This is a genomic window from Limnohabitans sp. JirII-29 (genome assembly GCF_003063395.1).
Classification (GTDB): domain Bacteria; phylum Pseudomonadota; class Gammaproteobacteria; order Burkholderiales; family Burkholderiaceae_C; genus Limnohabitans.
In genome coordinates, this window is sequence record NZ_NESB01000004.1 from 267,520 (window position 1) to 284,495 (window position 16,976).

The 16,976-nt window shown below is 62.7% G+C and carries 14 protein-coding genes; 4 read left to right on the top strand and 10 right to left on the bottom strand.

Annotation, left to right across the window (positions count from 1 at the left end; all coding sequences use genetic code 11):
* Window positions 1-909: a LysR substrate-binding domain-containing protein gene (locus tag B9Z39_RS08730; protein ID WP_108301405.1), complete on the bottom strand. Its 909-nt coding sequence runs from the start codon at window positions 907-909 to the stop codon at window positions 1-3.
* A 115-nt stretch (window positions 910-1,024) separates the two neighbouring features.
* On the opposite strand from B9Z39_RS08730, the gene B9Z39_RS08735 reads away from it, so the two are divergent.
* Entirely contained in the window at window positions 1,025-2,221 is a 1,197-nt protein-coding gene (locus B9Z39_RS08735; protein WP_108301406.1) for an acyl-CoA dehydrogenase, read from the top strand.
* A 106-nt stretch (window positions 2,222-2,327) separates the two neighbouring features.
* The gene (locus B9Z39_RS08740) at window positions 2,328-3,335 is read left to right on the top strand and encodes a tripartite tricarboxylate transporter substrate binding protein (RefSeq protein ID WP_233248962.1); all 1,008 of its coding nucleotides are present in this window, start codon (window positions 2,328-2,330) and stop codon (window positions 3,333-3,335) included.
* On the opposite strand, the gene B9Z39_RS08745 is transcribed toward B9Z39_RS08740, so the two are convergent.
* Window positions 3,332-4,240 carry a DMT family transporter gene (locus B9Z39_RS08745; protein ID WP_108301407.1) on the bottom strand — a complete coding sequence of 303 codons (909 nt, stop codon included), beginning with the start codon at window positions 4,238-4,240 and terminating at the stop codon, window positions 3,332-3,334. The genes B9Z39_RS08740 and B9Z39_RS08745 overlap by 4 nt on opposite strands.
* Window positions 4,241-4,293: 53 nt before the next feature.
* Between B9Z39_RS08745 and B9Z39_RS08750 the strand changes: the two genes are divergently transcribed.
* Window positions 4,294-5,859: an alkaline phosphatase gene (locus B9Z39_RS08750; protein ID WP_108301408.1), complete on the top strand. Its 1,566-nt coding sequence runs from the start codon at window positions 4,294-4,296 to the stop codon at window positions 5,857-5,859.
* 64 nt (window positions 5,860-5,923) lie between these two features.
* Complete coding sequence (locus B9Z39_RS08755; protein ID WP_100146588.1) at window positions 5,924-6,502, top strand: amino acid synthesis family protein; 579 nt, start codon at window positions 5,924-5,926, stop codon at window positions 6,500-6,502.
* Between the two features lie 60 nt (window positions 6,503-6,562).
* Here the strand turns inward: B9Z39_RS08755 and B9Z39_RS08760 are convergent, their stop codons facing one another.
* The 8 genes from B9Z39_RS08760 to B9Z39_RS08795 form a co-directional block, all read right to left on the bottom strand.
* Complete coding sequence (locus tag B9Z39_RS08760; RefSeq protein ID WP_108301409.1) at window positions 6,563-10,225, bottom strand: molybdopterin cofactor-binding domain-containing protein; 3,663 nt, start codon at window positions 10,223-10,225, stop codon at window positions 6,563-6,565.
* On the bottom strand, window positions 10,222-10,695 hold the full coding sequence (locus B9Z39_RS08765) for a (2Fe-2S)-binding protein (protein WP_108301410.1): 474 nt from the start codon (window positions 10,693-10,695) through the stop codon (window positions 10,222-10,224). Before B9Z39_RS08765 ends, B9Z39_RS08760 begins: the two co-directional genes overlap by 4 nt.
* A 23-nt stretch (window positions 10,696-10,718) precedes the next feature.
* The gene (locus B9Z39_RS08770; RefSeq protein ID WP_108301411.1) at window positions 10,719-11,456 is read right to left on the bottom strand and encodes an ABC transporter ATP-binding protein; all 738 of its coding nucleotides are present in this window, start codon (window positions 11,454-11,456) and stop codon (window positions 10,719-10,721) included.
* Window positions 11,453-12,220, bottom strand: a complete 768-nt coding sequence (locus B9Z39_RS08775; RefSeq protein ID WP_100146592.1) for an ABC transporter ATP-binding protein — start codon at window positions 12,218-12,220, stop codon at window positions 11,453-11,455. The genes B9Z39_RS08770 and B9Z39_RS08775 overlap by 4 nt, the downstream gene beginning before the upstream one ends.
* The gene (locus tag B9Z39_RS08780; RefSeq protein WP_100146593.1) at window positions 12,217-14,148 is read right to left on the bottom strand and encodes an ABC transporter permease; all 1,932 of its coding nucleotides are present in this window, start codon (window positions 14,146-14,148) and stop codon (window positions 12,217-12,219) included. Before B9Z39_RS08780 ends, B9Z39_RS08775 begins: the two co-directional genes overlap by 4 nt.
* A 63-nt stretch (window positions 14,149-14,211) precedes the next feature.
* Entirely contained in the window at window positions 14,212-15,423 is a 1,212-nt protein-coding gene (locus tag B9Z39_RS08785) for an ABC transporter substrate-binding protein (RefSeq protein ID WP_108301412.1), read from the bottom strand.
* 57 nt (window positions 15,424-15,480) lie between these two features.
* The gene (locus B9Z39_RS08790) at window positions 15,481-16,065 is read right to left on the bottom strand and encodes an amino acid synthesis family protein (RefSeq protein ID WP_100146695.1); all 585 of its coding nucleotides are present in this window, start codon (window positions 16,063-16,065) and stop codon (window positions 15,481-15,483) included.
* A 17-nt stretch (window positions 16,066-16,082) separates the two neighbouring features.
* Window positions 16,083-16,973, bottom strand: a complete 891-nt coding sequence (locus B9Z39_RS08795) for a UPF0280 family protein (RefSeq protein ID WP_108301413.1) — start codon at window positions 16,971-16,973, stop codon at window positions 16,083-16,085.
* Window positions 16,974-16,976 lie beyond the last annotated feature (3 nt).

The following is a 16,976-nucleotide window of genomic DNA, read 5'->3' on the forward strand; positions in this document are numbered from 1 at the left end:
CTAGCGCGTGCTCAGCAGCGCCTGCTCTTGCACCCACGTGCGAAAGCGCGTGAGCACTCCAGGCGCGTGGCCCACATCGGGCGTGATCAAGTAGTAACTGCGTGTGCCGCGCAAGGCCTTGGGGCAGGCCACCACCAATTCGCCACGCGCCAACTCACCCGCAATCAACAGCCGTGGCATCAAGGCCACGCCCAGGTGGTGGGTGGCGGCCACCGCCAGCATGGAGAACAGTTCATAACGCGGGCCACCCAGGGCGTTGGGCGCGCTCACGCCCATGGCGTCAAACCACTGGCGCCAACCTTCGGGCCGTGTGCTTTGTTGCAGCAGGGGCAGTTGTGCCAGGGCTTTGGGCGTGAGGTGGGTGCGCCCGGCCATCAGCTGGGGGCTGCACACGGGCACCACCTCTTCGTCCAGCAGTTTGTCGGCCCGCGTGCCGGGCCAGTTGCGCACTTGTTCGGGGGTGCCGGTGTAGAGCGCGGCATCGAAGGCGGTGTCGGCAAACAAAAACGGCCGCGTGCGGGTGTCGATGTGCACTGTGATGTCGGGGTGACGCTGGGCCAGGGTGGCCAGACGCGGAATCAGCCAATGGGTGGCAAAGGTGGGCACGGCGGCCAGGGTGAGGTGACCACCCGTGCCTTGGCGTGTCATGGTGTCGAGCGTGTCGCGCTCCAGGCCGTCGAGCCGCTGCCCCACTTGGCGGGCGTAATCCACCCCCGCCGGGGTGAGCGCCACACCGTGGCGGGTGCGGCGAAACAGCTTCAACCCTAAAAAGTCTTCTAACAGCGTGACTTGACGTGACACCGCACTTTGCGTCAGCACCAGCTCTTGCGCAGCCCGTGTGTAGCTCTCATGACGTGCGGCAGCGTCGAAACACAACAGGGCTTGGGTAGACGGTATTTTGCGGCGCATCGTCTGTTCAGATATCAGGATTGAGCATAACTGGATGTTAAATCACCGTTTCTCCGCGGTCCTCGGGGCATTTAAGATCACCCCAACCTTTATTCAGACACACAGGAGCTCCCTCATGGCCCACGCCGCTTTCAATTGGCAAGACCCGTTTTTGCTGGACCAACAACTCACCGACGAAGAACGCATGATCCGCGAAGCGGCAGCGGCGTACTGCCAAGACAAGTTGCAGCCGCGTGTGCTGAACGCCTTTCGCAACGAAAAAACCGACATCGAAATTTTTCGCGAAATGGGTGAGCTCGGTTTGTTGGGCCCCACCATCCCCACGCAATACGGCGGCCCTGGATTGAACTACGTGGCCTACGGCTTGATTGCCCGCGAGGTCGAGCGCGTGGACTCGGGCTATCGCTCCATGATGAGCGTGCAGTCGTCGCTGGTGATGGTGCCCATCAACGACTTTGGCACCGAAGAACAAAAGCAAAAATACCTGCCCAAGCTCGCCACCGGCGAGTGGATCGGTTGCTTTGGCCTGACCGAACCCGACCACGGCTCAGACCCCGCCAGCATGGCCACCCGCGCCAAGAAAGTGGCGGGCGGCTACCAGCTCAAGGGCAACAAGATGTGGATCTCCAACAGCCCCATCGCCGATGTGTTTGTGGTGTGGGCCAAAGAGGTCAGCGAAGGTGGCCAAGTCGGCCCCATCCGTGGCTTCATTTTGGAAAAGGGCATGAAGGGCTTGAGCGCCCCCGCCATCCACGGCAAGGTGGGCTTGCGTGCCTCGATCACTGGTGAAATCGTGATGGACGGCGTGTTTGTGCCCGAAGAAAACGCCTTCCCCGAAGTCCAAGGCTTGAAAGGCCCGTTCACTTGCTTGAACAGCGCGCGCTACGGCATTGCCTGGGGTGCTTTGGGTGCGGCCGAAGACTGCTGGCACCGCGCCCGCCAGTACACCTTGGACCGTCAACAGTTTGGTCGCCCCTTGGCCGCCAACCAGTTGATCCAAAAGAAACTGGCCGACATGCAAACCGAAATCTCGCTCGGCCTGCAAGGCTGCTTGCGCCTGGGTCGCATGAAGGACGAAGGCACGGCCAGCGTGGAAATCACCTCCATCTTGAAGCGCAACTCGTGCGGCAAAGCCTTGGACATTGCCCGCATGGCGCGCGACATGATGGGTGGCAACGGCATCAGTGACGAGTTTGGTGTGGCCCGTCACCTGGTCAACCTTGAAGTGGTCAACACCTACGAAGGCACACACGACATCCACGCCCTGATCTTGGGTCGTGCGCAAACCGGCATCGCCGCATTCGCCAACTGAGTCTGGCGTGATGAGCAACAGCGGGACATGGGTGTTGTCCCGCTGTTGCGCTTGGCCCTGAGCGGCTAACGTCGGCTTCTGGAATGGTTGTTTTCTGGAGCCCCCGTTGACCCACCTCTTTTCCCCCAGCGTCACCCGCCGTCAAGCCTTGCAGGGCTTGGCGGGTTCTTTGACCAGCTTGGCCGCCCCTGCGCTCATCAGCCGCGCAGCCTGGGCGCAAGACAAATTCCCCAGCAAACCCATCAGCTTGATCGTGCCGTGGCCCGCAGGTGGTCCCAGCGATGCGGTGTTGCGCGCCTTTGCCGAGAGTGCCAGCCGCGCCTTGGGCGTGGCGGTGGTGCCCGACAACAAACCCGGCGCGGGCGGCATCTTGGGCGCCACGGCCATGGTGAGTGCCAAGCCCGATGGCTACACCTTGACCCAGTTGCCCTTGGGCATTTACCGCTTGCCCCACATGCAAAAAACCAACTTTGACCCGATCAAAGACATCACCCATATCGCGTGCTTGACGGGCTACACCTTCTGCTTGGCCGCGTCCATGGACGCACCGTTCAAAACCTTGCAAGAGATGGTGACCTATGCCAAAGCCAACCCGGGCAAATTGGAATACGGTCACACGGGGACCGGCACCACACCGCATTTGGCGGTGGAGGAGTTTTGCCAAAAAGCAGGCATGGTGCTCAACCCGATTCCCTACAAAGGCGCAGCAGAAATTTTGCAGGCCATCCTGGGGGGCCACATCCGTTTGATGAGCAGCACCACCGAGGTGATGCCTTTGGTGAAAGAAGGCAAGCTGCGTTTGTTGGCCACCTTGGGCAGCAAACGCGCCAAGGCGTTTCCCGATGTGCCCACCGTCAAAGAGAGTGGGTGGGACACGGTCTCTGAGTCGCCCTTTGGCATTGGCGGCCCCAAAGGCATGGACCCGGCGGTGGTGCGCGTGCTCCACGACGCGTTCAAGAAAACCTTGGATGACCCCAAGGTGATCGAGACCCTGGACCGCTTCAACCAGCCCGTGATCTACATGAACAGCGAGGACTACACCAAGTACGCGCAGCGCACCTACGAGGCCGAGCGCGCCACGGTGGAGCGCTTGGGGCTGGCCAAAAAAACTTAAGCCTGGGCGGTGCGGTTCACCAACACAATGCCCAGCGCCACACCGGCAAGTGCCATCAACAAACCGAGGGTCACCGGTTCACCCAGCCACAAGGCGCCCGCTGTCAACGCAAAGATGGGGGTGAGAAATACAAACGCATTCAAGCGTGTTGCGGGGTAATGGCGCAGCAACCACATCCACACCAAATAGCTGGCAAAGGCCCCCATCACGGTTTGCACCGCGATCGACGTCCAGGCAAACACGCCGAAGCTGCTCGGCCAGCTTTCGTGCATGAGCCAAGACAGGCAGGGCAAGACGCATGCGCTCACGCCCACTTGGTAGAACAACATTTTTTCTGCGCTCACCGTGGCCATGCGTGTGCTGCGAATCACCACCGTGGTCAACGCCCACAACACACCCGCGCCCAGCGCCAAGGCGTCGCCCAGCCACGACAGCCCGTGACTGTCGGCATGTGCGGTTTGCAGTCCGTCCTTCAGTGCCACGCCCACCGAGGCAAACGCAACCCCAAGACCAAGCCATTGCACGGCGCGCAGGCGTTCGGCCTTGACCCGCAAGGGCAGCAGCAATGCCACCCAAAACGGCGCCGAATACAAGAACAGCGTCAGCCGCGAGGCCGAGGTGTATTGCAAGCCCAGGTAGATGCACACGAACTCGCTGCAAAACAACGCACCGGCTAACAAGCCGGCCCCCAGACTGCCATCGGCTTCAAACAAGGCCACGTGCCGTAGACGGCACCACAGCCACAGAAGTACCGTTGCGCCTGCAAACCGGATCGCGGCTTGCAGCATGGGCGGCACATCGGCCAAGGTGGCTTTGACCAAGACCTGTTGCAGGCCCCAAAACAAGCAGCAGATCACCAACAGGCTCATGGCCAGCGCATCCAAATGTGTACGTCGTGTTTTCATCAGATTGAACTTAACATGACCGGCTGTTCCTGGCCTCACCTCTGACCCTTTCCATGCAAAGACGCGCTTTCAACCAACACCTTCAACGCAGTGCTCTGGCGCTGGCGCTCTCGCCTTGGATGACCGCCATGGCCGAGCCTGCCGTGCGTGCTTACACCTGGCGTGTCCAGCCCTTTGCCTTGGGCGTGGCCAGTGGCCGACCGCGCGCTGATTCGATGGTGCTGTGGACGCGCTTGCTGTTGTCGCAGGAAGACCGTGCGGCTTTGGGCGATGGCACGCTGCGCGTGCAGGTGGAGCTGTTTGCCGATGCGGGCTTGAAGCGCCGCGTGCAACACGCCGAGGTGTTGACCGATGCCAGCCGTGGCCACAGCGTGCACCTGCATGCGCAGCACCTGCAACCCGCGACCGATTATTGGTACCGCTTTCGCCAAGGCGATGCGCTCAGTGCCGTGGGTCACACCCGCACGGCACCGGCCCTCCATGCCGATGTGCGCCAGTTGCGCATCGCGCTCGCTTCGTGTCAGCACTACGAGCAGGGCCAGTACGTGGCGCACCAAGACATCGCCCAACAGTCGCTGGACCTGGTGCTGTTTGTGGGCGACTACATCTACGAAAGCAGCAACCCGCAATACGCGCTGCGCAAACACAGCGGGCCCGAACCCAAAACCTTGCCGCAGTACCGCGAACGCTACGAGCAATACAAACGCGACCCCATGCTGCAAGCCGCACACGCAGCACACCCTTGGGTGTTGATGTGGGACGACCACGAAGTGGTCAACGACTACGCCAACGACCAAGACCGCAACTACACCGACCCGCAACAATTTTTGTTGCGCCGCGCGGCGGCCTACCAAGCCTACTTTGAACACCAGCCCGTGTTGTTGGGGCCTGACGCCAACAGCCCGCAGGCTGCATCGATGCGGCTGTACGACCAACTCAGCTGGGGCCAGTTGGCCGACTTGTGGACGCTGGATTGCCGTCAATACCGCAGTCCCCAGGCTTGTCGCGACCCGGTGCGCGGCGGCGGGCGCATGGTCACCCAGTGCGAGGCGCTGGACGACCCACAACGCAGCATGCTGGGCGCCGCCCAAGAGCGTTGGTTGAGTCAAACCCTGAGTGCTTCCAAACGCACCTGGAAGTTGTTGGGCCAAGCCACCTTGATTGCGCCCACCAGCATTCCCGCGCCTGTGGGGCGTGCCACCTACACCGATGCGTGGGACGGCTACCCCCAGGCCCGCCAGCGCTTGCTGCAAACCGTGGTTGACGCACGCTTGCAAAACGTGGTGACCCTGGGTGGTGACGTGCACATGAACGTGGCCAGCAACTTGCGCTTGGTGCCCAACGACCCGCTCTCGCCCATCGTGGCGAGCGAGTTTGTCACCACCTCCATCACCTCACGCGGCATGGGCGACAACGTGCTGGCGGTGATCAAAGCCAACAACCCCGACCTGGTCCATGCCCGCGCCGACGAGCGGGGTTACAGCCTGATCACCGTCACACCGCAGAGCGTGCGTTGCGACTTCAGAACCACCGCGTTTCCTGCCGGCAGCGAAGCGGGCATGAAGACACAGGCGAGCTTTGTGGTCCACAAAGACAAGGCGGGCGTGCAGAGTGTGTGATCTGTAAAAATACAAGTACGCGACGTGTCACACGTCATCCTCCACTGACCGAGAAAGCTCCTTCATGTCTTTGATCGAAATTCGCAAGCGCTGCCTGATCGTAGAAACCACCTACCACGAGGGTGGCCCGGTGGTGGACAAGCCACTCAAGCTGGCGGCCTCGTGTGCTGTCATTCGCAATCCCTATGCCGGTCGTTACGAACCCGATCTGATGCCCTTCATGGCCGAGTTGCGCAGCCTGGGAACATTGCTCGCACAAGAGCTGGTGGACACCTTGGGCAAAGACAACATCGAGGTCTACAGCAAGGCCGCCATCGTCGGCATCAACGGCGAGATGGAGCATGGTGCGGTGTGGCACGAAGCCGGGGGCTGGGCCATGCGTTCGGTGTTGGGTGAACCCAAATCGATGGTGCCAGCGGTCAAGGCCGTGGCCAGTGCGGGCTACCGCATGATGGTGCCCGTGCATTACATCCACGCGTCGTATGTACGCAGCCACTTCAACAGCATCGAGGTGGGCATTCAAGATGCACCGCGCCCCAATGAAATTTTGTTTGCCTTGGTCATGGGCACTGGTGGGCGCGTGCATTCGCGCCTGGGCGGTTTACTCAAAGAAAACGTGACGGTGCACGACGGACAGCGCTGAGCAGCCTCACGTCTTCGACGCACGGCCACCCTCGGGTGGCCGTTTTTCGTACAAGAGGCCTCAGCGCCCGCGCACCCGCGCCACCGCTTCTGGCAAGTTGTGCCACGCCGGTTGTTGTGGCGCATAGCGGGCCCGCATCCAGCCTGCCAGCTCGGCAATTTGGCTGTCGCTGAGGCTTTGTGCAAAGCTGGGCATGAAGCCAATGTCGCGTGAAGCCGGGCGTTGCACGCCCTCCAAGATGACGCGAATCAAGTTGTCGGGTCGCTCGCTGTGCAAGTTGGTGTTGAGCGCCAACGGCTGGTTCAAGCCCAGCAGTTGCGGGCCGTCGCCGTCGTGGTGGCAGCTGCCGCAACTGCCTTCGAATTGGCGTTGGGCGGCACTGGGCGGCGGCGCTTGGGCGGCGGCGGTTTGCACCAAGGCACGGGCTTGCTGGGCCAGATTGGGGGTGTCGCTCACGGGGTTGAGGCTGCTCAGGTACACCGCCATGGCGCGCAGGTCGGCGTCGGGCACCACGGCCAATTCACGCACCACCTCACCCATGGGGCCTGCCGCCATGCCGTGCTGCGGGCTGTGGCCACGGCGCAAATAACTGAACAAGGCGTCCTCGGTCCACGGCACGGGGCTGCGGTTGAGCGCGGTCAGTGCGGGAGCTTCCCAGCCGTCCACCAGCGCGCCTTGCAGGTAGGCGGCTTGCGACTTTTCCGCACCCAACCACCCGCGAGGTGTGTGGCAGCCGCCGCAGTGGCCCAGGCCGTTGACCAACTCGGCCCCACGGTTCCAGGCTTCAGACTGTTGGGGGTTGGGCGTGTAGCCGGTCTCGGTGTGGAACAGCGCATTCCACAGCCCCATCAAAGGCCGCAGACTGAACGGAAACGCCAACTGTGTTTGCGGCGGGCGTGATGCCACCGCAGGCTGCGACATCAGGTAGGCGTACAAAGCCATCATGTCGTCGTCGCGCATGTGTGCAAAGGCGGTGTACGGAAATGCCGGGTAGAGCCGGTGCCCGTCGCGCGACACGCCCTCGCGCATGGCACGCTCAAACGCGCGGTATGACCAAGCGCCGATACCACTCTCGCGGTCGGGCGTGAGGTTGGTGGTGTAGACCGTGCCAAATGGGGTGGCCATGGCACGGCCCCCGGCGTTGCGCTCGCCGTCTTCGGTGCTGTGGCAGCCCGCACAGTTGCCCAGCGCCGCCACTTGCTGGCCGCGTGCCAACATGCTGGCGCTAAAAGGTGAGGTGTCGAGCGGGCCCACCAGCGGCAAGCTGCTGCGCCAACCCAGCAAAGCGGCGCTCACGGTGAACACCCCCAGCCCCAAAGAGGCCAGCTGTCCCCAGCGGCGACGCCATGCCGACGCCACGCCCGGTTGGCGGCTGCGCGGCGTGCGCCGGTCCCAGCCTGGCTTGGACGGCGTGACCTGGTCGGCAGGTGGCGTGGGCGGGGTGGTGTGGCCCAGCGGGTGCAAGGCGGCGCGCACCACCTCGGGGGTGAACGGCGGGTTGCGAAAGCGAATGCCGGTGGCATCAAAAATGGCATTGGCAATCGCGGCGGTGCCCGGCACCGACGACGATTCGCCCGCCCCCAGCGACGGCTCGCCCGGACGCGGCATGTGCATGACCTCGATCACAGGCACTTCGCGGAAACTCAAAATCGGGTAGCTGCCCCACTCTTGGCTGGTCACGCTGCCGGTTTGGGGGTCGACCTGCACCTGTTCTTTGAGGGCGCGGCTGGTGGTTTGCAGCACGTTGCCGTGCACCTGGTGTTGCACGCCTTGTGGGTTGACCATCAAGCCAGCATCGTGGCCCACCACCACGCGTTTCACATGCACTTCACCGGTGTGTTGGTGTACCTCCACATCGGCCACCCAGGCCGCCCACGCTGCACCAAAGCCCGGCCATTTGCTGTGGATGTAGCGCGCATAGGCAAAGCCTTGGCCTTGCAACCAGTCGCCCTGTGCGGCTTGTTGTTGCGGCAGGCGGTGTGGCTTCCAGTGGGCGCGCTCGGCGGTGGCTTGCACCAACTCATGGGCGCGTGGGTCTTGCAAGATGCGCAAGCGGTAGTCCACCGGGTCCACCTTGGCCGCACTGGCCAGCTCGTCAATGAAGCTCTCATGCGCAAACGAATTGGGCAAGGCCGACACACCGCGCAACCACGAGGCACGCAAGATGGCGGGCATGTCGTTGACGGTCACGCGCAAGTTGTCGTAGGCGTAGGGTGGGCGTGCGGTGCGGTCGCCCATCTCATACGCACGCGACACCGGGTCGAGCGTGCGCGTCAGCAGCAGGGCCAGTGTGGGCGCGCCGTTGGAGGGGTAGGCGGTTTGAAAGTCGTAGGCCGCAGGCATGCCGTCGGCCTTCAAGCCACCGCGCACTTGCATGAGTTGTGCCGCGCCTTTGGGCTCCCACGCATGCTCTTGCTCGCGCGTGAGTTGCACCCGCACCGGCGCACGCACGGCTTTGGACAGCAGGGCCGCATCAGCGGCCACGTCGTCGGCGCCGTTGCGGCCATAGCAACCCGCAGCTTCCATGCGCACCACGTCCACGGCCGTGTCGGGCAGGCCCATCAGCAGCGCCAGATCAGCACGCAGCACATGCGGGTTTTGGCTGCCGGCCCAGACCCGCAGCAGGGTGTGGGGTGCGTCAGGGTCGCCGTCTTTCATCCACGCGGCCACGGCGCACGAGGGGCCGATGGACGCATGCATTTGGTAGGGCCACACGTAGGTGCGGTCGAAGGTCTGCGCGGCATCGTGCAGGGCTTGGTCCACCGCGCCTTCGTTGACCAGCTCGCGTGGTGTGCTGGGGTTGTTGCGCAGGGCTTGTTCGGTGTCATCCAGGCCCGGCATGCCGGGCCACGGCTTCCAGTGCACCACCAGTTCGCGCAGCGCTTGTTCGGCTTGTTCTTCGCGCTCGGCCACGATGCCCACAAAGTCGCGTTGCGTCACCACAGCACGGATGCCGGGAATGTGCGCGATCGACTGTGCGTCCACCCGCTCCAAGGTGTTGCCCACAAAGTCGCCGCTGTCGGCGCCCGCGTAGGGTGGGCGCACCACACGGCCATGCAGCATGCCGGGCAAGCGCATGTCGTGCACAAAAATCTGCTCCCCGGTGGCTTTGGCCAGCAGGTCGACCCGAGGCAAGCTGCTGCCCACCAGCCGGTAGTCGTCGGGCGATTTGACAGGTGTGTTGGCGTCCAGCATCAAGGCGGTGTGCTGTTCGCGCACCCACTCACCAATGTCGGCCTGTTGGGCGGGCCCGTGCACCACCCCTTCACGCAGTTGCACTTGGCTGGCGTCGACAGCCCATTGGTGTGCTGCTTGGGCGAGCAACCATTGGCGTGCTTGTGCTGCAGCCAAACGCAAAGGCTGGGCATGAATTTGTAGCGAGGCGCTGGCAATGGTGGCACCTTGGTTGGGCGCAGCGGCGGTGCTGCCCATCACCAGGTGCACGCGCTGCGGCGGCACGTCCAGCTCTTCGGCCACCACCTGGGTGAGCGCGGTGCGTAAGCCGGTGCCCAAGTCCACATGGCCGTGCAAGGCGGTCACACTGCCGTCGTCCCACACCGCCAGCAAAATTTCGACGCCTTCGGCGGGGTTGCCCGCCACCAACGCCGGTTGACCGGGGGCTAGCGGGGGTGCCGCTGGCGGGTCGCGCACCACCAGCAACACGCCATGGGCTTGGTGAAAGTCGGCGCGCGAACGCACTTGTTGGGCGCGCAGTGTGTTCATGCGGGGTTGGCCATCAGCGAAGCGGCGCGGCGTACCGCATCCATGATTTCAAGGTGCGCGCCGCAGCGACACAAATTGCCAGCCAGTGCGTGGCGAATTTGGTGATCGCTTGGGTTGGGCGTGTGGGCCAACAAGGCGACGGTCATCATCACCATGCCATTCAAGCAATAGCCGCATTGGGCGGCTTGCGCGTCGATGAACGCCTGCTGCACCACGTGCAAATGCTGTGCGTTGCCCAGTCCTTCCAGCGTGGTGATGGCGCGGTCTTGCACCTCGCAGGCCGGGATCACGCACGCGCGTGCTGCCACGCCGTCCACCAGCACCGTGCACGCGCCGCACTCGCCCAGGCCGCAGCCAAACTTGGGGCCGTTGAGGCCCAGGTCGTTGCGCAAGGCGTTCAGCAAGGTGGTGTGCCGCGTGAGCGGCAGGTGGTGCGATTCGCCATTGACAGACAGATGGACGGGCTTCATCGTGCGTGTGTTGAGGCGTTGCGTCAGACGCTCAGGTAGTTACGGCGAATGTCGTCGTCTTTTACCAGCGCAGCCATGGCGGCCTCGTGGCGAATCTGCCCCTTCTCCAGCACATAGGCGCGGTCCGACACCCACTGTGCAAAGTGCAGGTTCTGCTCAGACAGCAAGATGCTCACGCCTTCGGCTTTGAGGGCCAAGATCATGTCGGCCATTTGCTCCACGATCACCGGGGCCACGCCCTCTGAGGGCTCGTCCAACAGCACCAACAAGGGGTTGCCCATCAAGGTGCGCGCTACGGTGAGCATTTGCTGCTCGCCGCCGCTCATGCGGCCACCCGCGCGGTCTTGCATTTCACCGAGGTTGGGAAACAGCTTGAACAGTTTTTCGTGCGTCCAGTAGGGCGCGGGCGTGCCATCGGGGAAATGGCGTGCGGCCTGTCGGCCCACGCTCAGGTTTTCCAGCACCGTGAGTTCGCTGAACACGCGGCGGTCTTCCGGCACAAAACCCAAACCAAGGCGCGCCACTTGGTAGGGTTCGGCGTGCGAGATGTCGTGGTTCAAAAACGCCACTTGGCCGCTGCGTTTGGGCATGAGCCCCATGATGGCTTTGAGGGTGGTGGACTTGCCCGCGCCGTTGCGACCCATCAGCGCCACCACTTCGCCACGTCCGACGTGCAGGCTGACATCGAACAAAATTTGCGCTGCACCATACCAGGCGTTGAGGCCTTGCGTTTGCAGCAAGGTGTTGGGGCTCGGGTTCATGCCGGTTCTTTCCGTTCAAAGGTTTTGCCGCTGCCAAAGTAAACCTCTTGCACTTTGGGGTGGTCGCGAATGTCTTGCGCCTGGCCTTCGGCAATCAAGCGTCCACGGGCCAGCACGATGATGCGGTCGGCAAAGCCAAACACCACATCCATGCTGTGCTCGGTGAACAACACGGCCATGCCGCGTTGTGTCACCAGCTCACGCGTGAGGGCCATCAATTTGTTGCGTTCGCCCGGCGCCATGCCGGCGGTGGGTTCGTCCATCAACAGCAGGCGCGGTTGGTTGGCCATGGCAATCGCCAGCTCCAGGCGCTTGACGTCGCCATAGGCGAGTTCGCTGCACGGTCGATCGGCTTGTTCGACCAGGCCCACTTGTGCCAGCAGGGCCAAGGCGTCGGCACGGCGGTACAAGGTGGCACGGCGCCACATGGCAAACAAACGTGCGTCGTCGGACAGCAAGGCCATTTGCACGTTCTCGGCCACGGTGAGGGAGCTGAAGGTTTCGGCGATCTGGAAGGTGCGGCTCACCCCCATCTGCCACACCTCGCGCGGCTTGCGCCCCACCAGGTTGTGACCGCCCAGCGTGATGCTGCCGCTGTCGGGTTGCAACTGGCCGTTGAGCATGTTGAAGGTGGTCGACTTGCCTGCGCCGTTGGGCCCAATCAGGGCCAACAACTCACCGGGTGCGAGGCTGAAGCTGATGTCGTCCACCGCCCGGTTGCCACCAAACGATTTGCCCAGCCCTTGCACTTGAAGCAGGCTCATGTCGTACCCCCTTGTCGCTGCGCGTGTGTGTGGCCACGCTGAAAGCGTGCCTGTAATTTGCTGCTGACAAAACCTGCCAAGCCCTGTGGGAAGACCATCACCAACAGCAAGATGGTGCCGCCCAACACGGCGCGCCAATAGTCGGTGCTGCGGGCGATGGTGTCTTGCAGACCGGTGAAGGTGATGGCCCCCACCAACGGCCCCACCACGGTTTGCACGCCGCCCAGCAAGACCATGACCAAGCCATCGACCGACTTGGACACACCCAAGGCGTCGGGCGAAATGCTGCCTTTGGAGAAGGCAAACAAAGCGCCCGCCAAACCGGCAAATGCAGCGGCCACCACAAAGCCCGCCCACTGCAAGTGTTTGACGTTCATGCCAATGGCTTCGGCGCGCAGCACCGAGTCACGGCTGGCGCGCAAGGCATAGCCAAACGGTGCAAACAGCATGCGCCGCAGGGCGTACACGCTCAAGCCGCACAAGGCGAGCGTGAGGTAGTAGTACATGCGCTTGTCGGCCAGCCAGGGGCTGGGCCACACGCCGGTGAGCCCGTTGCTGCCACCGGTGAAGTTGTCCCACTGAAAACAAATCGACCACAAGATTTGGCCAAAGGCCAAGGTCAGCATGGCCAGGTACACGCCCGACAGGCGCACACAAAACCAACCAAACACAGCCGCCGCCACGGCGGTGAGCAGCGGTGCGCACACCAAGGTCAACTCCATGGGCATGTTCGCGCGCAAAGCCAGCAAGGCGGCCACATAAGCCCCCAGCCCAAAGTAAGCGGCGTGACCAAACGAATGCATGCCGGCAGGCCCCATGATGAAGTGCAAGCTGCAGGCAAACAACGCGGCGGTGAGCAGGTCAATTGCCAACACGGTGGTGTAGGGCGACTGCGCGGTCAACAGGGGCAAGGCCCATAACACCAAGCCACACAACACCCAGACCAGCAGTTGACCGCGACCGCCCAAGCGCAGCGGGGCCTCGGCTTCGCCGCCATGGCGTGGCGTGCTTTGGGGTTTGCCCATCAGGCCCCAGGGGCGCACCATCAGCACCACGGCCATCACCAAAAATTCAGCCACCAAGGTGAGCTTGGAAAATGCGAACGACATGCCCCAGAGCTCCACCGTGCCCAGGCCCACGCACAGGGCTTTGATCTCGGCAATCATCAGCGCCGCCACATAGGCCCCCGGAATTGAGCCCATGCCGCCGACCACCACGATCACAAACGCGTCGCCAATGGTCAGCAAGTCCAACCCCAAGTTGGCGGGTTCACGGGGCAACTGCAAGGCGCCGCCCAAGCCCGCCAGTGCGCAGCCCAGGGCGAACACACTGGTGAACAACCAACGTTGGTGGATGCCCAAAGCGCCCACCATCTCACGGTCTTGGGTGGCGGCACGCACCAAGGTGCCAAAGCGGGTGCGCGTGAGCAGCAACCACAACAAGCCCAACACCACCGGGCCAATGACGATCAACAACAAGTCGTAGCTGGGAAAGCGACGACCCAAAATATCGACCGCACCGGACAAGCCCGGTGCGCGTGGGCCCAACAAATCTTCGGGGCCCCACAGCCACAAGGCCGCGTCTTTGATGACCAGCACCAAGGCAAACGTGGCCAGCAATTGAAACAACTCAGGCGCGCGGTAAATGCGGCGCAACAGCAGCATCTCCACCAAGCCGCCCAGCAGGCCTGAGATGAGCGCGGCCAACAGCAGCAACCACCAAAAGCTCAGCGCCAAACCGATGGAGCGACCCACGTGTTCCACCAGCGAGTACGCGATGTAAATGCCGAGCATGAAAAACGAGCCATGGGCAAAGTTGACGATGCGCGTGACCCCAAAGATCAGCGACAGGCCGGCAGCGACCAAAAACAAAGAGGATGCACCGGCCAAGCCGTTGAGTCCTTGCACCACAAAGCCAGAAAAATCCATGTCTACATTTCCGTGAGCATCTGCATGCAGCACCGAGGTGCGCTGCATGCGGACAGAGGCTGCTTAGTCGGCAGCGCGCAGTTTCTTGACTTCGTCGTTGCTGGGCTGGAAGGCCGCGCCGTCGAGGTAACGGTAGTCGACCATCACGCCCTTGCCGTTGTCATTCTTGATGCGACCCACAAAGGCACCCATGGTGGATTGGTGGTCTTGCGCCCGAAAGCTCACTTTGCCAAACGGGCTGGTGAAGCTCAGGTCGCGGAACGACACGGCGAGTTTTTCAGAGTCGGTGCTGCCGGCTTTTTTGATGCCAGCGGCCAGTGCCTGAATCATGCTGTAGCCCACGATCGAACCCAGACGTGGGTAGTCGTTGAACTTGGCCTGGTAAGCACCCAAGAAGGTTTTGTGCTCTGCGGTGTTGATGCCGTTCCAGGGGTAGCCGGTGACGATCCAGCCGTTGGGCGTTTCGTCTTTCAGCGGGTCCAGGTACTCGGGTTCACCGGTCAGCAAGCTCACCACCTCACGGCCTTGGAACAGACCACGCGTGTTGCCTTCGCGCACAAACTTGGTCAAGTCAGCGCCAAACAACACGTTGAAGATGGCGTCGGGCTTGGCGTCTGCCAGGGCTTGGGCCACGGCACCCGCGTCGACCTTGCCCAGTGCTGGCGCTTGTTCGGCCACGAACTCGACATCAGGTTGTGCGGCCTTGAGCAATTGCTTGAAGGTGGCGGCAGCCGATTGGCCGTATTCGTAGTTGGGGTACACCACGGCCCAACGTTTTTTCTTCAGCTTGGCGGCTTCGGGCACCAGCATGGCCGCTTGCATGTAGGTGGAGGCGCGCAGACGGAAGGTGTATTTGTTGCCACCTTGCCAAACAATTTTGTCGGTCAGAGGTTCGCCCGCTAGGAAGAAAAATTTCTTTTGCTTGGAGAAGTCGGCCACCGCCAAACCAATGTGTGACAGGAAGGTGCCACTCAACACATCGACTTGTTCGCGTGACACCAGCTCTTCGGCCGCGCGCACGGCGTCACCGGGGTTGGCGTTGTCGTCACGGATGATGAGTTGCAGTTTTTTACCGTTCACACCTCCGGCGGCGTTGATTTCGTCAACCGCCAGTTCCATGCCTTTTTTGTACGGTTCCAAGAAGGCGGGCTGGGCCTTGTAGCTGTTGATCTCACCGATCTTGATGACACCTTGTGCCATCGCCGGGGCAAGACCCCAGGCCAAGGCCGCGGCTGCGGCTGCGGCTGCACGGGTCAGGCTGCGAAAACTCTTCATGCTGGCTCCTTTAAAAAACGAAACGTGAACGATAAACGAAACAGATCACTCAAGCTGTTAGCGCAGGCCGTCTTGGCCCACGATTTCAGACACTTGCAAACCGCCAATGCGCGGCGCGGGCCGACCACTGTCGGTCACCACCACGGCCACCACCATTTCGTTGGCGCGCGGCGCGTCGCTGACGCGGGCTTCCATGGCGTCAAAGTGGCTGCGCACAAACGCAGCGTCTTTGTGGCCCAAGGGCACATCGATGATGGTGCCCAAGGTGCCGCGTTTTTTCGCCGATGGCACCAAAGCGGCGCCGTGGCTCACGGCTTTGCGCAGCGGCGCACCCAGTTTGGGGTGCAACACAGCGGCGGCGTGTTCAAGCTCGCCCGCTTCGCCCACGATGGCGGCTTTGCCGTAGCTTTGCGCTTGCTCGGGCGTGATGCCCAAAGCCTGGACGCAACGTTGGCCCAACAGACCGCCCAGCTCTTCGCCGATTTCGATCAGGATGTCGAGGTTGGCGCTGTAGTGGCCCGCATAGGGGTTGTCGATCACCGCCATCGCCAGGGCGCGGCGTGTGGGTGGGTCAATGGCTTGACCGCCTTCGACATGGGTTTCGTCGACTTGCACGACGATCTTGCGAATGGTGGCTTTCATGGGGTTCATTTCTCCTATCAGGCTAAGCAGGCTTCGTGCCCGGCAACTTCGATCTGACCTTGGCAACACAACAAGGCGGCGTGTATCAAACCTTGGGCTTGCAACTGGTGGGCATAGCGTTGACCACGTGTCAAGGCCTGGCTAATTTGGCAGGCACTGAGTGGCGGCACATCCACCGTGACCCAGCGTGTGCCCAGGTCGGCGTCGTCACGCAACTGATTCGCGGCTTGACGCACGATGCGTGGGTCGTCCACGTTGACGGCGTTGGCAATCAAGGTGGCGGCGGCGTCGGCCTGTGCAGCGGTGGCGGCCAACACGGTCACGCTGTCGGCAATGCCGAGCGACTGGCTGCGACCGCGCCAACCACTGGTGGCGATGCCACGCACGGGCATGTCGGCGCTGATGTGCAACGCGCCATCGAGCACCCAGTCACTCAGCGGCGACTCACCCCAAGCGCGTGCGATGTCGCTCACCAAACCAATGCGCACTGAAGTGTCTGGCGTCAAATGCAGCGCAATGTCGCCCCCGTTGTTGACCCAAGCGCGTGCAATGCCCGGGCGTTGGTAGCACGCCAGCACCGCTTGCGCCACGGCCCCGGCGACGGCCGCCATGGCAGTGATGAAGCCGTCGGGGTGTGTGGGGCAGGGAGCGGCCAGTGGCGCACAGGCTTGCCACATGCTGCGTGCAATGGCACCTCGCAGGAGATTGTGTGCACGCGCTGGCACGGCTTGGCGCAGCTGGGGCAACTCTTGCACCAAGCTGGGCAGCATGGGTTGAAACGCGGCCCACGCGGCCTCGTGCGCGGCTTGCACGCAAGCGGCGTCACCGTCGGCCTGAATCACCAAGTCGATCGGGCCGTGCTGGAAATGCCAGCGTTGCGGGTCCAGGGCTTGGCGATGGGCTTGCATGGG